At 35.2% G+C, this 19,634-nt stretch carries 18 protein-coding genes; all 18 read right to left on the bottom strand.

Going from position 1 to position 19,634, the window contains the following annotated elements; all coding sequences use genetic code 11:
* Window positions 1–61: 61 nt before the first annotated feature.
* The gene (locus tag BZG01_RS21955) at window positions 62–706 is read right to left on the bottom strand and encodes an acyltransferase (RefSeq protein WP_101308401.1); all 645 of its coding nucleotides are present in this window, start codon (window positions 704–706) and stop codon (window positions 62–64) included.
* 13 nt (window positions 707–719) lie between these two features.
* Entirely contained in the window at window positions 720–1,235 is a 516-nt protein-coding gene (locus tag BZG01_RS21960; protein WP_281256411.1) for an acyltransferase, read from the bottom strand.
* 35 nt (window positions 1,236–1,270) lie between these two features.
* On the bottom strand, window positions 1,271–2,785 hold the full coding sequence (locus BZG01_RS03285; protein ID WP_101308403.1) for an oligosaccharide flippase family protein: 1,515 nt from the start codon (window positions 2,783–2,785) through the stop codon (window positions 1,271–1,273).
* Window positions 2,785–4,347, bottom strand: a complete 1,563-nt coding sequence (locus BZG01_RS03290) for a capsular polysaccharide export protein, LipB/KpsS family (protein WP_101308404.1) — start codon at window positions 4,345–4,347, stop codon at window positions 2,785–2,787. The genes BZG01_RS03285 and BZG01_RS03290 overlap by 1 nt, the downstream gene beginning before the upstream one ends.
* Before the next feature lie 63 nt (window positions 4,348–4,410).
* Window positions 4,411–5,112: an acylneuraminate cytidylyltransferase family protein gene (locus tag BZG01_RS03295; protein ID WP_180327191.1), complete on the bottom strand. Its 702-nt coding sequence runs from the start codon at window positions 5,110–5,112 to the stop codon at window positions 4,411–4,413.
* Entirely contained in the window at window positions 5,109–6,497 is a 1,389-nt protein-coding gene (locus BZG01_RS03300; protein ID WP_101308405.1) for a 14-3-3 family protein, read from the bottom strand. The genes BZG01_RS03295 and BZG01_RS03300 overlap by 4 nt, the downstream gene beginning before the upstream one ends.
* A 3-nt stretch (window positions 6,498–6,500) precedes the next feature.
* Complete coding sequence (locus BZG01_RS03305; protein ID WP_101308406.1) at window positions 6,501–7,550, bottom strand: nucleotidyltransferase family protein; 1,050 nt, start codon at window positions 7,548–7,550, stop codon at window positions 6,501–6,503.
* A complete protein-coding gene (gene neuC / locus BZG01_RS03310; RefSeq protein WP_101308407.1) occupies window positions 7,551–8,696 on the bottom strand; it encodes a UDP-N-acetylglucosamine 2-epimerase in 1,146 nt (381 codons plus the stop codon). It lies immediately after the preceding gene.
* 6 nt (window positions 8,697–8,702) lie between these two features.
* Window positions 8,703–9,704, bottom strand: a complete 1,002-nt coding sequence (gene neuB, locus BZG01_RS03315; protein WP_101308500.1) for an N-acetylneuraminate synthase — start codon at window positions 9,702–9,704, stop codon at window positions 8,703–8,705.
* 12 nt (window positions 9,705–9,716) lie between these two features.
* Entirely contained in the window at window positions 9,717–10,343 is a 627-nt protein-coding gene (locus BZG01_RS03320; protein ID WP_101308408.1) for an acetyltransferase, read from the bottom strand.
* Between the two features lie 98 nt (window positions 10,344–10,441).
* Complete coding sequence (locus BZG01_RS03325) at window positions 10,442–11,578, bottom strand: LegC family aminotransferase (RefSeq protein ID WP_101308409.1); 1,137 nt, start codon at window positions 11,576–11,578, stop codon at window positions 10,442–10,444.
* The gene (locus BZG01_RS03330; protein ID WP_218972992.1) at window positions 11,578–12,804 is read right to left on the bottom strand and encodes a UDP-N-acetylglucosamine 4,6-dehydratase; all 1,227 of its coding nucleotides are present in this window, start codon (window positions 12,802–12,804) and stop codon (window positions 11,578–11,580) included. Before BZG01_RS03330 ends, BZG01_RS03325 begins: the two co-directional genes overlap by 1 nt.
* 32 nt (window positions 12,805–12,836) lie before the next feature.
* Window positions 12,837–13,967, bottom strand: a complete 1,131-nt coding sequence (locus tag BZG01_RS03335) for a GNVR domain-containing protein (RefSeq protein WP_101308411.1) — start codon at window positions 13,965–13,967, stop codon at window positions 12,837–12,839.
* A gap of 318 nt (window positions 13,968–14,285) precedes the next feature.
* Window positions 14,286–14,582, bottom strand: a complete 297-nt coding sequence (locus BZG01_RS03340) for a GIY-YIG nuclease family protein (RefSeq protein ID WP_101308412.1) — start codon at window positions 14,580–14,582, stop codon at window positions 14,286–14,288.
* Between the two features lie 515 nt (window positions 14,583–15,097).
* Window positions 15,098–15,367: a nucleotidyltransferase domain-containing protein gene (locus BZG01_RS03350; protein WP_218972993.1), complete on the bottom strand. Its 270-nt coding sequence runs from the start codon at window positions 15,365–15,367 to the stop codon at window positions 15,098–15,100.
* Between the two features lie 229 nt (window positions 15,368–15,596).
* On the bottom strand, window positions 15,597–15,998 hold the full coding sequence (locus tag BZG01_RS03355) for a nucleotidyltransferase substrate binding protein (protein ID WP_101308501.1): 402 nt from the start codon (window positions 15,996–15,998) through the stop codon (window positions 15,597–15,599).
* Between the two features lie 229 nt (window positions 15,999–16,227).
* Complete coding sequence (locus tag BZG01_RS03360) at window positions 16,228–16,524, bottom strand: GIY-YIG nuclease family protein (protein WP_101308415.1); 297 nt, start codon at window positions 16,522–16,524, stop codon at window positions 16,228–16,230.
* Window positions 16,525–16,765: 241 nt separating this feature from the next.
* Window positions 16,766–19,192 carry an SLBB domain-containing protein gene (locus tag BZG01_RS03365; protein WP_101308416.1) on the bottom strand — a complete coding sequence of 809 codons (2,427 nt, stop codon included), beginning with the start codon at window positions 19,190–19,192 and terminating at the stop codon, window positions 16,766–16,768.
* Between the last annotated feature and the right edge of the window lie 442 nt (window positions 19,193–19,634).

The following is a 19,634-nucleotide window of genomic DNA, read 5'->3' on the forward strand; positions in this document are numbered from 1 at the left end:
ATCTAAACAAAAGGGTAAAGCCAAAATAATAACAATTATTATTATTAGCAAAACCTACAATTTATTTTGTAATATCTTCAATATTAGCCTTAACAATTTTTGCAGGATTACCAGCAACAATAGACCAAGCTGGCACATCTTTAGTAACAACGCTACCAGCCCCAACTATAGCACCTTCTCCAATTGTAACCCCCTTAAGAATTATACAGTTCATACCAATCCAAGCGTTTTTCTTAACTGTTATAGGAACACTATCAACAACATCCCATTTTTTGCTTTCAATAAAACTACTTCTGCCATTTCTAATATCATCTAATTGCCTTTTTTGATCATTTATTCTTTCTTTAAAATCTAAAGAATGTGAATTATGATCATAAAAATACGTACCCCAAGCAACTGTAACATTATCTTCAAAAATAATTTTAGAACGACAAATAATCTTACTTCCACCAATATAGACTCCATCTCCAATAGATACGTTGCCTTCTGAAGATTCAAAAACAATAGAGCACGATAATATACAATCATCTCCTATTGTTAAATACTTTCTATGAGGTTCTGGATTAATTAAACACAAATTAAATTCAGACATCAAAATACTATTTTCAGAGATGCACCCAAATTTTCCTAAATTAAGGTTTAATCTATATTTCTGATAATGTCTTTTAATATTAAAAAAGTAATATAGTTGTTTTATAAATTTCATAATCCTCATAAATTTAAGCTATCGTTTTTATTAACTTAGCTGGAACCCCACCTACAATAGAGTAATCAGGTACATCTTTAGTAACGACAGCATTAGCAGCAACAACAGAATTCAAACCAATGGTTACCCCTGGCAGTATTACAACTCCACATCCAATCCAAGCCCCCTCTTTAATGACAATATCACCTTCATAACGGCAATCTTGTTTAATGATAGGTAAATCGTTATTCTCATAAACATGTGTTGTATCGCTAATGTACACTCTATCAGCAATCAGAACATTACTATGTATATAAACATTAATTTTTGCATTAATATGACAAAAACGACCGATATATACTCCATCCCCAATAGTCAATGCATTGCCTTCTTTATTTTCAAATACATTTAACCAGCAATGCTCCTTGATAACAACATTTTCGCCAATCTTAATCATTTTTGGATTGAGAATAGTTGAAGGATAATTTATTCTCAAGCCAATAGCTTTATTGGCGAATAAATCGCCAATTATTAGAGAGTATACTCTCACCCATATACGGTTAAGTAATTGAAACAAGCTATACATTAATTTCTATTTAATTTAAGTGAGCCTAATAATAACTTTATCTTTTTCTTTTCTTCTATCTCCAAGAAAAAAAACATTGGTAAAAGCAAACAAGTTAAAGATAAGGCCGCAAATAATATAAAACTCATCCAATTATTAAAATCTAAATAAAAGTTACTAACTGTATACAATAATAAAAACAAAGGTGTGGATGCCAAAACAATCTTGTAAGATGTAAAAAACATATCTCTCCAATGCAAATTCAATATCTTACAATAATGAAAGAAAGAAGGTATAGTAACAGTAATACTAGAAATTAAAGTCCCCAATATAGGACCTCCAATACCATATTTTGGAATCAATAGAATACTCAATGTTACATTTATAATAACACTAAGCATAAAATAAGAATTAACTTTCTTTGTATGCCCCAAAGCAAAAACAATATTAGATATAACCCCAAAACCAGGAGCTATAATATAAATCAGCATATATATTTGAGCCCAAACTACCAAATTTGTATATTCGCTACCAACCCATAATAAAAAAAAAGGCTTAGTAAGTACAATACCAGCTAAAGCCATGGGTACACTACAAATAGCAAAGTATTTAACGCCTATTATGGCCATCCTATTTATTAAAGCTCTATTATTATTAGCATCAGCAGCAAAAATAGTTGGCATAATAACACCTGATATCATACCTAAAAACGATTCGGACATAATAAAAGGTGTCGAAGTGATTTTATAGTGCGAAACTTCTCTTACTGATAGCAAACGCCCAATAATGAGATTATCGAGCTGTACACTTAGCATTCTCATCAATTGTAGGAAGAACATTCCCATACTAAATGAAAATATTTCTTTAAAAACAGATTTTCTTACAAACGAAAACTTGCACTGAATATAATTGACCGATTTTCTAACAGAAAATATTGTTGGTAGCCACATAAGAACACCGACCATGTTATAGATTAGGGCAATTGTAACTATATCCAATGAAATATAGACAGACAAAAGAAGAACTAATGTTTTAGTAAATGAGACATACGCTTTTAACTTACTGTCTAATTTATAATCTAATATAGCAGGAAATACAGAACTAACCATCTTCATTGGCCAAATAAGAACAGAAAATATTCCAGCAATCAGAAGAACTTGTTGAGCCTGTACAAGTAAAGTAGCCTCAATATTAAAAAAAGAAACAATATTGTGATTAAAATAAACAACCAAAATGGCTATTAAAATACCAATAAATAGATGTAAAGCTATTCCTGTACTAAATACTTGATTAAAATATAATTTTTGATTTCCAATATATGCTTTTGATAAATATTTTTGAACACCTATACCAAAACCAAAATCCAGAACTCCCATATACCCAATAATAATATTGGATAATATCCAAATACCATATAATTCAGCTCCTATATTATTTATAAAAAGGGGAAGAATAAATAGATTTAGTAACTGTGTAATCACTAAAAAGAACACATTATAAAAAGTATTCTTAAAAAAAAGCTTCCTTTGGGACATTATTTACATTTTTCTGATTGAAAATGCTCATGCATGACGTATGCGTAAGGCTTATTCTCATCTAAAGATTCCAACAATTTAGAAACTTCAACTTCCTCGCTTAAGACCATAAAGTCTTTAACAACCCATTTTTCAAAATCAACAAATAGTGGTGTAAAATCAGTCCATGCTCGATTACATATTTGAGTTAAATAGTACGTAACCCAAGCATTCCTTTCTTGAAATTCAAAATTATTTAATTTATCATTCAATGCTTCTTCAATTTTTTGAAAATATTCATCTTTGGTTTCAGAATGATGTAAAAATCCAAGATTTTGATAGTAACAATTACCAGCGATTATTACACTTTTACCCATTGCAGCAGCTTCTATTGCCATTGTTGAAGTATAAGCTAACACAATCTTACATTTGTCCATCAAATCATAAGTGTTAACTTTATCATAAGCTGATATAAATTTAAATCTCGGATTCTCACCAAACTTTTCATCCAAGATAGTCTTCAATGAATAATTTGATTTGTCACTATCACACCTCTCCGCTGGATGTTGCCTAATTGCAATTTTGTAAGTTGAATGACCTAAAATATACTGAACAGTTTCAGTTATCCAATCTATCGTATTCTCAAATTTATTATGCAAACCAACAGCAGATGAGTCCCAATCGATATTAAGAATAAAAACGACTTCAAAATCGTAACTTTTCCCAGTTTTCTTTACAAGTTGATAATTAAATATATCTTCGCCACGCTGTCTTAGAAAAAATTCTTTTTTTGCTCTATTATATATTGAATCTATTTCTGATTCATCATTAGACATTAATAAATCAAATGCTTCTTCAATATCCTGTTGTTGTGATGCAATACCATTACGAGTAAACGTAATGCATCCATATGTTGAATCAAATGTAAAAAAAGGAATTTGATGTTTCTTTGATTCGATTACGAAAATTGAACTATAAGCCCAGACACCACCAGGTGTAATTAATTTATCGATATCAATTGTTTCAAATAGTTTTATTGCCCGTCTCTGTACAGTCTCAAGATGCTTTTCAATCTCAGCATAAAGTATATCATTCTCTTCAATGAAACATTTAGCTTTTGTATAGTGAGTCATATTATTCTTAACAAACTGATCAAGGTGATCAATCTCACCTTCAAACTCGTGAACATCGCTTAATGTAATAACATTAAAGTTTTTATTTATTAATTTTAATAACTTACTAATAAAATACTGGTCAATAAAATAAGCATAATCATACTTAGGAAATGGTATATCCACATAAATAAAAGAAATATTACACTTTTTCTTAAACAACATTAAAAAACTTAATGTAATAGTAAACCAAGGAGTACTCGTCCCTCCCCATGGCCCTATAATAAAACAAATTTTCTCCCCTTCTTTGTTATTTTTAAACTTCGACAAATTATCTTTAAAATATTTACTATAGTCATAATATGAATTTCGCATATTATTATTACTAATACTCACCTTTAAAAAGTATGCTATTTTGCGCATACTCAAAGGTAAAATATCAATAATCTTATTTGTGATAAAACTTTTCATAATCTGTAATTAAATTGATCAACGCAAAAATTCTTTTTTAATGAAGTAAAAGGTATAACTGTACTAGCCTTCACCTAAAATTATTTCTGCAATCATCTTATCAATATTAGTATCAATATCAATAGATCTCTCATTAGACATAAGATATGCATAAGAATTAGTATTAAAGCTAAACATTTTTTCTTCAAGTAATCTATCTACCTGTGTAATATAAATTGCACCATTGTATTGATAATAAGTAGGCAAATCTTGAGATCGGACATTTTTAAGTTCATCTCTTTCAAAATTATTAATACTATTATCTTCTGGTAGTATATTAGTCCATAATGGAGAATGTTTACACTCACACATTGAAATAACAGAATCTGCCTTCTTCTCCAGAAGCAATTCAACAGCACCATTAATATCTTCAACAGTCCTCAACGGAGATGTAGGTTGTAAAAGCATAATGTAGCTGTACTCTTTCCCCATCTGTTTGTAAAAATCGATACTGTGTTTAACTACATCAACAGAAGTTGCAGTATCGTTGGACAAATAATCAGGGCGCACAAATGGAACTTCGGCACCATATTCTTTCGAAATTTTAGCTATCTCATCATCATCTGTACTAACAACAATATCAGTTATATATTTTGATTGTTTTGCAGCTTCAATAGTCCATGCGATTAGAGGTTTTCCAGCCAAATTCATTATGTTTTTTCCTGGTAAGCGTTTACTCCCACCTCTTGCTGGAATGATAGCTAATATCCTTTTATTAATGATCATCTATCTCGGTATGAATTAATTGTTTTATTAATATCACTAACTACACCATTATTAACTGTAATCTTAACAATAATATTATTGCCATAATTATCATTTGAAGAAACACATATTGTATCTACCAAGTGTAAAGGAACTGTTAGTCGATCAAATGTATAATAATAGTTTTCCTTAAATTTTCCAAAATCAAAATTATCATGATAATATTTACCGTATACTGTTTTAATCGCAAGATAAGGTTGTGGTCCAAAAAAAGCACCATTAGTTCTTTTTATATCTAAAACATTTTCTCTAAAAGAAGCCTCAAAGTCCAGATTATCATTTTCAATATCTTTTGTTTCAAAACCAATTACATCTCTAAAAGCTTTTATTGAGGTACTGTTCTTTACTTTAACATTTGGATATTTTTTTCTTATAATATTCAATTTTGACTGAAATTCATCAATTTCTAACTCCATATCACGAAAGTCATGATTGGTAATTCCGAGATAAGTATTACCTGTTTTATCAGCAGTTAAAAATGCTTTATCAATTTCTTCAAGACTTACATTTCTAAATCGTGTTTTCATATTCAACACTCTTGAAATATATCTATTTGAATTACCTTTTTTTCTCCAATCGTATATATCAGGATTATAAATAGTCCAATCAGATGGAGCTCCTGCCCAATCTCCATATCTTCCATTAATAGCATCAACCTGAGTAGATATATTATCATCTAATACAGATTGATTAGATGCGTCAAACGGCATCCACTGCTCTAGGAAAAATGCAGAATCAGGACGTACAGTATGAAACCCAGCCCGATTAACAACAGGAAACCAGTTTTTATCAATCAACCTTCTTGATAATATTTGGTGAAGCTCATACATAGAGTTATCATACGAGGTCGCAGTTATATGAGCCTCTTTAAAAAAGGAAATCGGATGAAAATGCCATTGAATATCATCTTTTGAATTAGTTTCTTTTAATATTTGCTCGTAATGATTAAAAATATTCAAGTATCCAATATCTCTTCTTCTCTCATTTGTTTCAAAACCAACATGATCTATTATATGCCAATTGTAAATCAATCCATTACCAAAATCATCTAAATACAGATTTCGATACTCTTTAGATAGTATTTTATACAACATTACATCTATGCTATCCCAAGTAGACTTAAAGTTAATCAAATGCGGATCGAGAACTTTAGCGATATCATTCTTAAGTTTACTATCACAAAATTCTATTTTACGTTCTTGTAATTTTATTAAATTCTTTATAGAAGGAATAATGTCTAATTTAATTCCAAATGTATTTTCTATACGATTAAACACTTCACAAACAGGCTCATGTAATGGACCTTCGGTATCTATATGATGAACAATATGAACAATTTTCTCCATAGCTTAATATTTTATATGCTTAACAAATTCCTGAGCTTTTTTATAATCTTCATGTTTTCCGATGTCTATCCAATAACCATAAATGGGATTCTGTATCACCTTACCTCCTTGATCTAAGACATTCTGAATTAAATCCGTAATATTATAAAATTCATTTGAAGGTATTCGTTCAATCAATTCTCTTTTGATAATATAAATACCCGCATTGGCATAATGTGTATTATTAGGCTTTTCTTTAAAAGATAAGACTCTGTTATCTTCTCTTTCTAAAATAGCGTAGGGAATATTAACCGTATATGGTATTGATGCAATTCCAATTTCAGCATCAGCATTAAGTGTATTCAAGTATAAATCTTCAAAGTCAACATCAGTAAACAAATCACTATTCATAATAAGAATATGTTCAGACTCAAATTTTTCCACTAATCTAATAGCCCCACCTGTACCCAAAAACTTTTCTTCTTCAATGTATTCAATCAAAATGCCTTTTGCTGAACCATCTCCAAAATAATCCTTTATTTGTTCACCTAAATATTTAATAGATATGTAAATTTTTTCTATTCCATATTGAATCAAACGATCAATATTGTGTTCAATAATTGGCTTATCAGCCAATTTCAACATAGGCTTAGGCGTATTATCTGTTAATGGTCGTAGTCTCTCCCCTTTTCCACCAGCCATGATCATACATTCCAATGGCAATACAGATTTAAGGCGAACTAAATCATAAACTTTGCTAATCTTACCTTCATTTGTGAGACATGGTAACAATTTCACACCTTTTTTTCTAAACTTTTTTATTTCAAAAACATCTACCCCATGAGAATTTACAAAGGAAAAATCTTTAGCCATAAATTGAGATACAGCAACACTAGTATCAAGGCCTTTAAGCAATCCTCTTCGCACGTCGCCATCGGTAAGAGTTCCAAACATCCTATCATCTTGGTCACACACAAATAGAGTTAGATTTTCAGAAGAAATAATATCTAATTTAGCTATCGCTTCTAATATTGAAGCAGTTTTTTGAATTATATGTTTACTGAAATTCTTCATCTAAAAGGAAATATTATAAAATTGTTTTTTTAAAGAAATAGTTGCAGACCCCTTAATTACCTCAAAGATTCTTTCTGATGCTTTCCCATCTCCATAAGGATTAACTGTTGCAGTATAATCTTTTAATAAAGATTTATTAATCGCATCAAAAATCTTATCAGACTGATTTCCACAATGGATGACTGATTGAGCAGCAACACGTCCTTTTTGTCTGTCACCTATATTTATAGTTGGAATACCAAAAGATGGCACCTCAATAATACCACTGGAAGAATTCCCAACAACAGCATCAACATATTGTAGAGCTGACAAGTAACGTAATTGACCCAGTGAGATAAAAGCAATTGACTTCTCTGTATTTTGAGCAACATAGTCATCAATCATTCTAATAATTACTCTACCATTTTTATCCGAATTGGGCTTGGTAAAGATTAGTAAAGTATTCTCCAACTTATCTAATGTGGTTAATAAGTATTGAAATTGCTCTTCTGCTGATGAATCTTCCAGAGTCACAGGGTGAAAAGTAATCAAAAGATTTTTTTTCAATAATTTTCGTTCAATAGAAACTTCAAATTCTTCTTTCGAAAGCAAGTTCATTAAACGAATGTTATCTAATCCCGGTGCACCTACATTGTAAACTGTAGATGGCTGTTCTCCTAACTGTATAACCCTTTTTCGATATTCTTCAGTTGAAACAAAGTGAAGATGACTCATTTTTGTAATTGAATGTCGAATCGCATCGTCATATGCACCTTCAGTCAATTCACCACCGTGAATATGCGCAATTGGAATACCAGCAATTAGTGCCACATTGGCAAGAGCAAAAATCTCAGTTCTATCTCCCAACACGACTATCATATCCGGTGACAAATCATCAATCGCTTCAGCAAAAGAAATATGAGCCAGTCCAATCGTTTTTGAAATTCCTACAGCTGTATCTGAAGATAAGAGTATCTCCACTTTTTTATCGATCCTAAATCCGTCAGCTTCAATTTGCTGGTAGGTCAAACCAAACTCAGGTGATAAGTGCATACCGGATGCAATAATTTGCAATTGCAATTCATCATCTGCTTGAATCATTTTCATCAGTTGAAAAAGCAAACCATATTCGGCTCTAGTACCAGTTACTACACAAATTCGCTTCATAAACTCCTAAATTAAATCATCAGCCTTATAATCCCGATCAGCTGTTTTTCCTAATATTTCATTCCACAACATTGGACTAATCCCGTTACCAGGTCTTTTTACAGATAAATTAGTTTCACTAAAAACATCACCTTTCTTAATAGCGCAATCAGCAACAATACTTTTTCTAGCTGCTATCTTATTTTTCATTTCGCTTGCCGAAGGTCTTTTCACCCCATCACCCATAGCGTTCTCGATATTTCGTATACACTTTACCATTTGTTTCAACTCGTCAGGCTCTAAAGAAGCTTTATGATCAGGTCCCTCTAAGTTTCGATCCAAAGTAAAATGCTTTTCAATAACAGTAGCACCCAAAGCTACCGCAGCAATAGCGACTTCTATACCTAATGTATGATCCGAATAGCCAATTTTAGTTTTAAAAGCTTCTTGAATAGTAATCATTGCTTTTAGGTTAACATCACACATAGGCGTAGGATATTCAGTATTACAATGTAAAATTGTCATGCGCGATCGATCAGAACCATTTTTTTCTAAAACATTTATTGCAGCTTCAATTTCTGATAAATCTGCCATTCCTGTTGATAAAACGATGTCTTTATCAAGGCTTGCTATTTTCTGCAAATAAGGCAGATTAGTCAATTCGCCTGAAGGTATTTTCCAAAAAGGAATATTAAGACTATTTAAGTAATCTAAACTCATCATATCGAAAGCTGTTGAAAGAAAACCCACACCCTTTTGATGGCAATATTCTATTAACTCATCATGATTTGTTTCACTCAACTCCAAAGCCTTTAACATCTCATATTGTGAATCATTCTTTCCACCCAAATTTTTAGTCTGGTATTCAGCTTGTTTGGCACCTTTAGAAACTAAAGCTTCAGCCTTAAATGTTTGAAACTTGATATAATCAACACCAGCTATAGCTGCCACATCAACCATCCTCTTAGCCCTCTCCAAGGATCCGTTGTGATTAACACCAGCTTCAGCTATGATAAGAGTTCTATTCATATCCATTAATATTTACTTTAATACAGCAGGATTTCCAAAATAAATCCCTTTTTCCTTAAGATTTTTATTAACTGTTGTACCAACAGCCACAACACAATCAGAAGTAATTGTAATATTGTTTGCAAGTACCGACTGACTACCTATAAATGATTTGTTCCCTATGACACAAGATCCATTGACCATAACACCAGTCGAAATATGGCAAAAATCACCAATTATAGAATCATGTTCAACATTTGCAAAACTATTAATAATGCAAGCCTCACCAATTTTAACATCCGCATTTACAAATGCATTGTGCATAATAACCGTTCCTTGTCCTATAACAGAATATTTTGAAACATAAGCTGTAGAAGCAATGATTGTTGCTAATTTTCCACCAGCAGCTAATATTTTATCATGTAATCTAATTCTTAAACTAACATCCTTAATTTGTCCTACAGTTACAAGGAATTCAGCTTCATCAACATATTTAACAATATCATCATCATTTCCTATAACTTCATATGAGAGTACTTTATTCCCTATTTGTTCAGGAGTATCCAAAATTCCAAGAATATTGTAGCCTGAACTTTCAGCAACATCAATAACTGATTTGCAATGACCTCCACCTCCGACAAGTACTAAATTCCTTTTCATATGTTTATAATTTGTTTTTCATTTGCCATATGGAACTTACCATGAACTGATAATCATACCCCTGTGTGTCACTATTGTTTGTCTTGGACGTTTCATAATTAGATAACACTACTCGGTATATTAACAACTCTTTCTTCAAACCAAATCGAATTAATCAAACCATCTGTCTGACAATTTGTAAACATTGGTAAGCGATTCATCAATTGCCATATAGGTCTTGTCATTACTCCATTATCATTTGTATATTTTAAGAATTCATCACGTTCTTCCTTACTACGCAATAGAACTGCATTTAGCCAATAATTTGATTTACAATCTTTAGGCTCAGTAAAATATTTTATTACAGTATCAGCAAAATACTCTTGATAAGCTTTAGCTGTTTTGTGTTTACTTTCTAAAATGACATCGATTTTCTCTAACTGAGCACAGCCAAGAGCCGCATTCAAGTTTGGCATTCTAAAGTTATAACCAATATCATCATGAGCAAATTCCCATACATGCGGTATCTTAGCCTGAGTTGTCAAATGTTTGGCACGTTTCGCTAAATCCTCATCATTAAATAGCAACATCCCCCCACCTCCGGTAGTAATGGTTTTATTACCATTGAAACTCAAGATACCAATCCTAGCAAAGGTTCCTGTATGTTTCCCTTTGTAAAAACTACCTAAACTCTCAGCTGCATCCTCAACCAATTCAATCTGATATTTTTCACAAACTGTGATCAATTCATCAATACGCACTGGATGACCAAAAGTATGCATAGGCACACAGGCCTTAATTCTTCGCCCTGTCGTTTTATTATAACAAACTCCGTCCTTCAAAACTGCATGACTCTCAAGCCACTTTTCAACAGAATCAGGCGAAAGCCCCATAGTTTCTTTATCAACATCTAAAAAAACAGGGTGAGCTCCACAATATGATATAGCATTGGCTGTAGCTATAAATGTTAAGGCTTGTGTAATTATTTCATCCTCCCTTTCTACACCAACCAAAAGCAGAGCCATCTGTAAGGCATTCGTTCCATTCACACAGACTACCGCTTTTTTCGCACCCGTATAATCAGCCATCATCTCCTCAAAACGATCTACAAATTGACCAACACTCGAAACGAATGTTGAATCGATACATTCTTCGAGATACTTTTTCTCATTTCCGAAGAACACAGGAGCGTGCAAAGGAATAAATTCTTTTGTTTGATAAAGCTCTTTTATAAAATCTACAGTTTTCTTATACATTACATTTTAGAATCTAAAGTTTTACCCATTTCAACATGGTCAAAATTCACCAAGAATTTCTTCATAATATTCACTATTTCGGCTTTCGTTGTTAACGAATTATCAAAAGCTTGTACCAAGGAATCCAACAAAATTTTCAACTCTTCTTTCGGTCTAGGCTTTAGATTAGTAACAACGCCTAAAGAAGTGTATCTAACCATATCGGTAGATTCTTCCTCCGTATAGAATTCTTCGTAAGCTTTTTCACCAGTTGTATCACTCCCTGAATAATAAACCGGGTATTTTTTATAATTACTAACTAATTTTTGAGCTTTACAAATTGCCTCTTCATCAGACTCACATCTCTCGACTTCATAACCTAAATCTTTCAAAAGCAGATCAGCCATTTCAGAAAAAGTCATCACCTGCTCTTTCTGCAGCTTAGGAAAATATATCTCACCACTATTACCCAAAATACATGCCAATAAGCAAATCTGTCCACTCTCTTCCGGAGAAACAAAATAACGTGTCACATCAGATGGTGCTGAAATAGGTTGCTGCTTTGCCAATCGTTCTAAAAAACCCGCTGGTAACGAACCGTTTGAAAAAGCCACATTTGCAAATCTAGCTGTCGTTACAGGATAAGAAGTCGAATAAGTCATAATCATGTCTTCCATAATCTTCTTACTCCCTCCCATGATGTTTACAGGATTAGCCGCTTTATCGGTAGATACGCAGAAAAAATGTTTGGGCTTATAATCTTCCAGTAAATCAAGCAAGGCTTTTGCATTAATAACATTGTTTCGAATCAGTGCCTCAACTGAAAAGCGATCTTTCTCACTACGAACATGTTTGTGTGCAGAAAAGTTAGCAACAATATCAAAGCCCTCATTTGCCACAAACATCTTAGTAAATACAGAGTCTGCATAATTCATAGGATAAGTCACAAACTCACTGGGGACAAACATCCCTTTTGTACTTCTCAAATCTCTCGTCAATTCGGTTAATCCATTCTCGTTGATATCAACAACAGTCAAAGATTTTGGGTGAAATGGCAACAAGGCTCGAATAAACGAACTACCAATCGTACCCGCTCCTCCAATTACTAAAACCGATTTATCCTTAATCTCATCTTGTAATTGAATTTTATTTTTTTCAATATCATCATTAAACATGCTTGTCTCACGTTTAGTAACATATTTCGATATAAAATCATTAATATTTATCATCATTTTTCTAATAATCAAGTATTACAAATTTAGACAAGGTCTTTAGAAAATTAAACTTGCTTCCACTGCCTCTTTATCACACCTAGAAACTCGCGCCCAAACACCATTCCCACACCCACAATTCCCCCTAAGAAAGTCCAAATCACTAAAATCATTGGTCGTTGGGGTTTTGATTTATCCATTGGTATTGAAACCGGTTCGATGATGGTGAAAACAGGGGTATCTTCTTTTACTTGTATTTTTTGAGTTTCCAACTGTTTGGCCAATTCGGTGTAGACCGATGAAGCCATGGAAAAATCGGATTGCAGACGTTCCAATTGGGTTTGAGCCACAGCGGTGCTTACGTTCTTGTTTTGATCGCGAAACTGGGCCAATTTATCCTGTACTGCGTTAAAAACAGCTTCTTTTTCGGCATAACGCTCCTCAACAAAGACCAATTGATCTTTTGCCTTTTGAATTTTAAAAGCCGTAATGGCTTCCTGTAATAATTCCTGAGCCTTTTTTGCCAATTGAGCGGCTGCTTTGGCCTCGGGCATACTCGCTGATAGGGATACATAGCCATCTTTGTCGTTTACTTCCAGAGATAATTGAGCTGATAGGATGCTAATTAGTTGCTTTTCGTCTTGAGTGATGCTTAGCAATTGGTCATTGCTTTGAGACGCAAGCATAACGTCTGTACGTTCGCCTTTAATGGCTTTGATGGTGGCTCCAATAATAACACCTGGTAATCCTATGGTATATCTTTTAATATAGCCCAATAAATTTGGCTTTTTGATTTCCAAATAGTAGTCTGCAAATGTAATTGGTTGCTCTTGCCCTTCAATATCCAAAGGCGTTTGCATCAGCTCTTTTTGAAAGGGAATGCTGCTGATTATTTTAGGATACAATGATGGGGGAATGGTAGAACCACCACTCATGCTTCCCAGATTGATTCCTGCCATAGCGGCGAGTCCGCCCAGACTACCCCCCAGTTTAGATCCTCCTTCGGATGACTGTGGCACCATGGTGGTTGATGCGGTGTATTCTTTCGCTGAAAAAATGGCGATGAACAAACCCAGCACCATAAAAATAAGGGTGGTTCGGATTACGGTGCGGCGGCCGTTCCAGAGGGTCTTTGCGAGGGCGATTAAGTCTATTTCGTCGTCGGTGTGTTGTATATCAGTGTCTTTTATTTCTTTCATTGCTCTATTAATAATGACGCTAATTAAGGCCAATTACGCTAATGCGTCTATTTGCACTTCATCAGCTATTGTGATGTTCTTTTATTTCATTTTAATTTTCACTAATTATAACTAATTATAACTAATTACACTATTACTCCATTTTATTGAGATCCCTCGACAAGCTCGGGATGACCTGCAAAATAAAGCTGTCATTCTGAACGCAGTGAAGAATCTGTCCCTCTACGGTTAAGATCCCTCGACGAGCTCGGGATGACACTCCCTTATTTTTGAGATCCCTCGACAAGCTCGGGATGACGTTCAACTGTAAGGATCTGTTCAAACAAAGAACTCACCCTCTAAAAACTTCCATTCTGGATTGAATTCCGAAATTAAGATATTCTTTTTCTCTCGTCGCCATCCTTTTAATTTCTTTTCTCTCTCAATCGCCAAATTCACATCATCGTGCTCTTCAAAATAAATCAAATGATGACAATTATAGCGTTTTGTAAAAGCGTTTATGTGGTCTACATGACTCACATGCTCACTTAATCGTCTTTGTAAATTATTCGTAACACCTACATATAAAACAGTTTTGTTTTTGTTTGTTAATATGTAGACGTAATATGTTTTCACATTCTCTTTTTATTGTTTAGATCCCTCGACAAGCTCGGGATGACGTTCCGTTATTGTTGAGATCCTTCATTGTGGTCATCCTGAACGGAGGAACGTAGTGAAGGATCTGTTCACTTTCATTGCTTACCTTTATTGCTGAGATCCTTCTCCCGATTCTCGGGATCGGGATGACAATCCTCCAACCTGTCATCCTGAACGGAGGAACGCAGTGAAGGATCTCCTCCTAACAATTTCGTCCCTTTTATCATGAGATCCCTCTCCCGATTCTCGGGATCGGGATGACAATCCTCAAAACCGTCATCCTGAACGGAGGAACGCAGTGAAGGATCTGTTCCTTTTTGTACGGCTCCTTTTGAATGAGATCCTTCGACAAGCTAAGGATGACAATGCTCAAAACTGTCATCCTGAACGAAGGAACGCAGTGAAGGATCTGTTCACTCATATAATTAGATCCTTCGACAAGCTCAGGATGACGTGCATCCTTTGGCATAACTATTGACATCGAAAAACTACACTCACAATCTCTTCCCTTTTTCATCAATATGCTTTTTCAATTCTTCATTCGTAATTTTCTCATAATGAATTACGTCAAAAAAATAGGGTAGTGAATACTCTTCCTCTAATAATTCCCGCAAAAATAGTACTATTTGACTATTTATCTTCTCCCCTTTGATGCACAGATCGACATCAGAAGCTGTTTTATAATTTCCAATTGCTCGAGAACCAAACAAAATAGTTTCCTGAATTTCGGGCAATTTCATTACGGCCTCTTTAATCCATTTCATATCTTGTTCTGTTAGTCCGTACATACAATTTATTTACCAATTACATTTCACTTTAAATATCCTCTTCCGAACTTTTGGAAGGACAATCCTTTTTGATGAGATCCCTCAATCATTGCTGTCATCCTGAACGGAGGAACGTAGTGAAGGATCTCCTCCCTAACAACTTCGTTCCTTTTATTATGAGATCCCTCTCCCGATTCTCGGGATCGGGATGACATCTTCTAGTGAACTACAGCCACTCTTTCATTTTTACATATAAGCTTTGAATAGCCGGATAATAGTTATTTTTTATTTTTAGTCCCATTTCCTTTGCAAAGGCCTCATCGTAGGTATGCACAGTTAAATTTCTATCTTTTAAAGCATCCATCCAAACATGACCATCCTCCACCAGTTTTACCTGAAAAGCATGTTTTATCGTTTCACGGGGAGATTTCGGGTCAAAGCCTTCCGACTCCAGATAATCCTTCATCACCTTCCATGCCAATTCAAAACTCAATTCGAAGGCCTGAATAATCGCCATGATCTCTATATCCGAAGGAGAAATAATCTTCATGGTTTTGTCCAGCACGGTATACGCTTTTTCAAAATTCTGAAAACGCTGCCTCCATCGTATGTCTTTTTCCTGGTTCATTATCTGTTTTTCTTTTTTTACTTCATCTTTTTTTTGAGATCCCGATCTCGATTCTCGGGATCGGGATGACAAATCCTGCTCGGGATGACAATGCTCAAAACTGTCATCCTGAACGGAGGAACGCAGTGAAGGATCTCCTCCCTAACTCACTGAGATCCTTCTCCCGATTCTCGGGATCAGGATGACCTGCAAAATAAAGCTGTCATTCTGAACGCAGTGAAGAATCTGTTCAAACAAAGAACTCACTCTCTAAAAACTTCCATTCCGGATTGAATTCCGAAATTAAGATGTTCTTTTTCTCCCGTCGCCATCCTTTCAATTTCTTTTCTCTCTCAATCGCCAAATTCACATCATCGTGCTCTTCAAAATAAATCAAATGATGACAATTATAGCGTTTTGTAAAAGCGTTTATGTGGTCTGCATGACTCACATGCTCACTCAATCGTCTTTGTAAATTATTTGTAACACCTACATATAAAACAGTTTTGTTTTTATTTGTTAATATGTAGACGTAATAAGTTTTCACATTCTCTTTTTATTGTTTAGATCCTTCGACAAGCTCAGGATGACTACCCACACCCGGGATGAGGTTCTTCATTTATAATGACAATGCTCAAAACTGTCATCCTGAACGGAGGAACGTAGTGAAGGATCTCCTCCCTAACTCACTGAGATCCCTCGACAAGCTCGGGATGACACTCCTTCATTGTTGAGATCCCTCTCCCGATTCTCGGGATCGGGATGACTACCCTCACTCGGGATGACGCCTACCTCGTAGCCACCGCAATGGCGGTAATTAATGTTGCAAAGGTAGATGCTATAGCCAGCCATTTGCTTGCCTGTCCGGCTTTGTCAACCTCTGGTTTTTCGGGCACAATGATCTCGCAACCCGGTTCTACCTTCGGAAAACGACGGCCGAATAGTCCTCCTTTTGTTGCCTGAGTGGTTCCATTGGCATACAGAACATATACCTTTCCTTTTTTTGCCCGTTCGGCGAAACCACCACTGCTGTACACGTAATCTTTTAATTTTTTCTTCTTTGTAAAAGTATGCGCCACCGGACTCAATACAGAGCCGGATACCATTACCGTCTCTAATTTAGAGGGAACCAAGATCTGATCTCCTGCTTTTACCTGCAAATCTTCCACGCCACCGGGATGACCTAAAATGGCTGTCAAATCGATTCCAACAATCTGATAAGCTACCTTTTCAATATCCGCTTCGGTCATGGTGGTATCCTGAGCCGCAATGGCCACTTTGGCCTGATATTCAGCTTCGCTCAATTCTATTCTTCGGCGCAAGGAAGCCCCTTTCACATAAGCCTCTGAAGTGATCCCTCCTGCTCTTCGAATGATATCTGATATTTTTTCGTTCTTATGAATAATCCCGTAATCCCCCGAATATTTAACCTCTCCCTGAATGTTGGCAGCTCCCTGCGGACGAAAACCCGGAGCGCGGCGCACATATACTTTATCGAAAGGTTTCAATAAAAAGGCTTCATCTTCCAAATTCAATTTTAAATTCCGGTCCAACGAAAACTGAAAGGTATGCAGCAACGACTTTGTCAACTGGCTGGTTTCGTTGTAATCCAGCACGCGGCTCACTTCCAAACCTGCCACTTCAGCATCCTCTTTGAAGCCTCCTGCCTGAAAAATCAGATCTCCTATCCGTAAATTTTCTGCCCAGGCATAAGTTCCTTCGAACTGAACTTCTCCCACAATTTCAACCGTTCTGGCTTCGCGCATATCAAATATGGATGAAATCTGAATCCGGTCTTCTTTCTGAAGCTCAAAATCTATTTTTCCATTCACCACATCCCGGACCGAAAAGGAAATGGCTTTCAAGCTCATGTCCTCCAGCTTTCTTGTAATGACTGCCCGTTCCATAAATGCTTCTTCTTTGAGTCCTTCCGCTTTTTGAATCAATTGGGACAATTGTAAGCCTTCCGTCAATTCGTAATTGCCCGGACGGTACACCGCGCCATCTATGCTTACCCTGTTTTCGAAACGTTCGGTGAGCATTCCTGCAACCAATGAGTCACCGTTCATCAGTTGAACCTGATCGTATTGATCAGCAGCAACCCCTTTAAAACTAAGAGTTCTGGTATTGTTGCGATACAATTCCAAACGATGAGTATAAGCTTTATCCGTAAAGCCTCCGGCAAAGCGCAGTAAATCAGCCACTGTTTCATCGGCCTGAGCCTCAAACAATCCGGTCCGTTTAAATTCTCCTGCTACTTTCACTCTTTTTGCGTAAGGACGCACCAAGACCACATCCTGATCGCGCAACTGTATGTTGTTTTGCGTTTTTCCATCAATCAGATAAGCGTAAACATCTATACTGCACACCAATTTACCATCTCGCTGCACGTCGATACTTCGGAAAGATCCATTTTCATTGGGTCCCCCTGCAAGGTATAAGGCATTAAAAGCCGAAGCCGTTGCCGGTAAAGAATAAGTACCCGGCAAATTCACCTCCCCAATCACATTCACTTTAATCCCTTTTAAGCTTCCCATACTTACATCAGCAAAGGTATTTGGCCGATCGCCACCCATGCCATTGTAAATGGAAAGCAATCTGCTTTTAATTTTTGCCTGTGCTTTGGCAAACGAAATGCCATACACGTGAACCGGCCCTAAATCAGGAATGGTTATGGCTCCGCTTTTTTGAACTGTTAACTGATAATTTTGCTGAGAAGCACCATAAACGGATATATTAACTTCATCGCCTATTCCTAAAGAGTAAGATTCTGACACAGGCACATCGATTGCCGGTTCGAAACTTAAATTTTTTGAGTTGAAAAATTGAAACCCAAAAATCTCTTTGTTTTTTTCTGTGGCTTTAAATTCCTCTTTCTCAGTGAACACTTCCTCCTTTGGAGCTTTTAAACCTTCCTTCAGGTCTTTCTCCTGAGCTTCCCCGTTTCGTTTACCGCTTTTGTACTCGTTGATTTTTTTCACCATTTGATCGATCTGCAACTGAGAAGCTCCTCTGGCCCGTGCCAGTGCCATTGCCTCTTCCAGACTCATGCCGTTTTTTTCCATTTCGGAAATCAGCTTTTCAATCTGAGCATCACTCAAGGCTTCCACATTTACACTCGCTGGATTGATATTTGTGTTTTGAGAGTTTGCTGTCCCGATGAATAAAACCGCAAACAAACAAACCAGAAACATTTTTTTTACCGACCAAATCATAATTTCAATAACATTTATATAGTATGTACCTTTATTCCTATCATCTATACCCGTTTTGTTGTGACAAAACCCTATTTCAATAAGACGAAAGATTTTTTTCGCAGCACAAAAATAAGGAACGAATTCACAATTCCCTAATTTCAGAGCATTTTACTTCCCTTATTTTATGAACACATTGCATACAGAACTGCAATTCCCTGCAATAGTACAATTTCTCAATCATTTATTTGCCTGTCAAACCTGCCAAATAAAAAAACCGTGTCAATAAATTCGATACGGTCTCCTTATAATAATAGATCGTTAGATTTTAGCTGTGAGATATTAGACTGATTAACAATGCGCTTATTTTCAAACCTTAGGTCAGGATGCCCATTAATGAAATCTCTCTAAAAATAAAGCACTTACAAGAATTTAACAAGCTGTTGTATAATAATTTCCATTT

The organism is Labilibaculum manganireducens (assembly GCF_002843385.1).
GTDB classification, from domain to species: domain Bacteria; phylum Bacteroidota; class Bacteroidia; order Bacteroidales; family Marinifilaceae; genus Labilibaculum; species Labilibaculum manganireducens.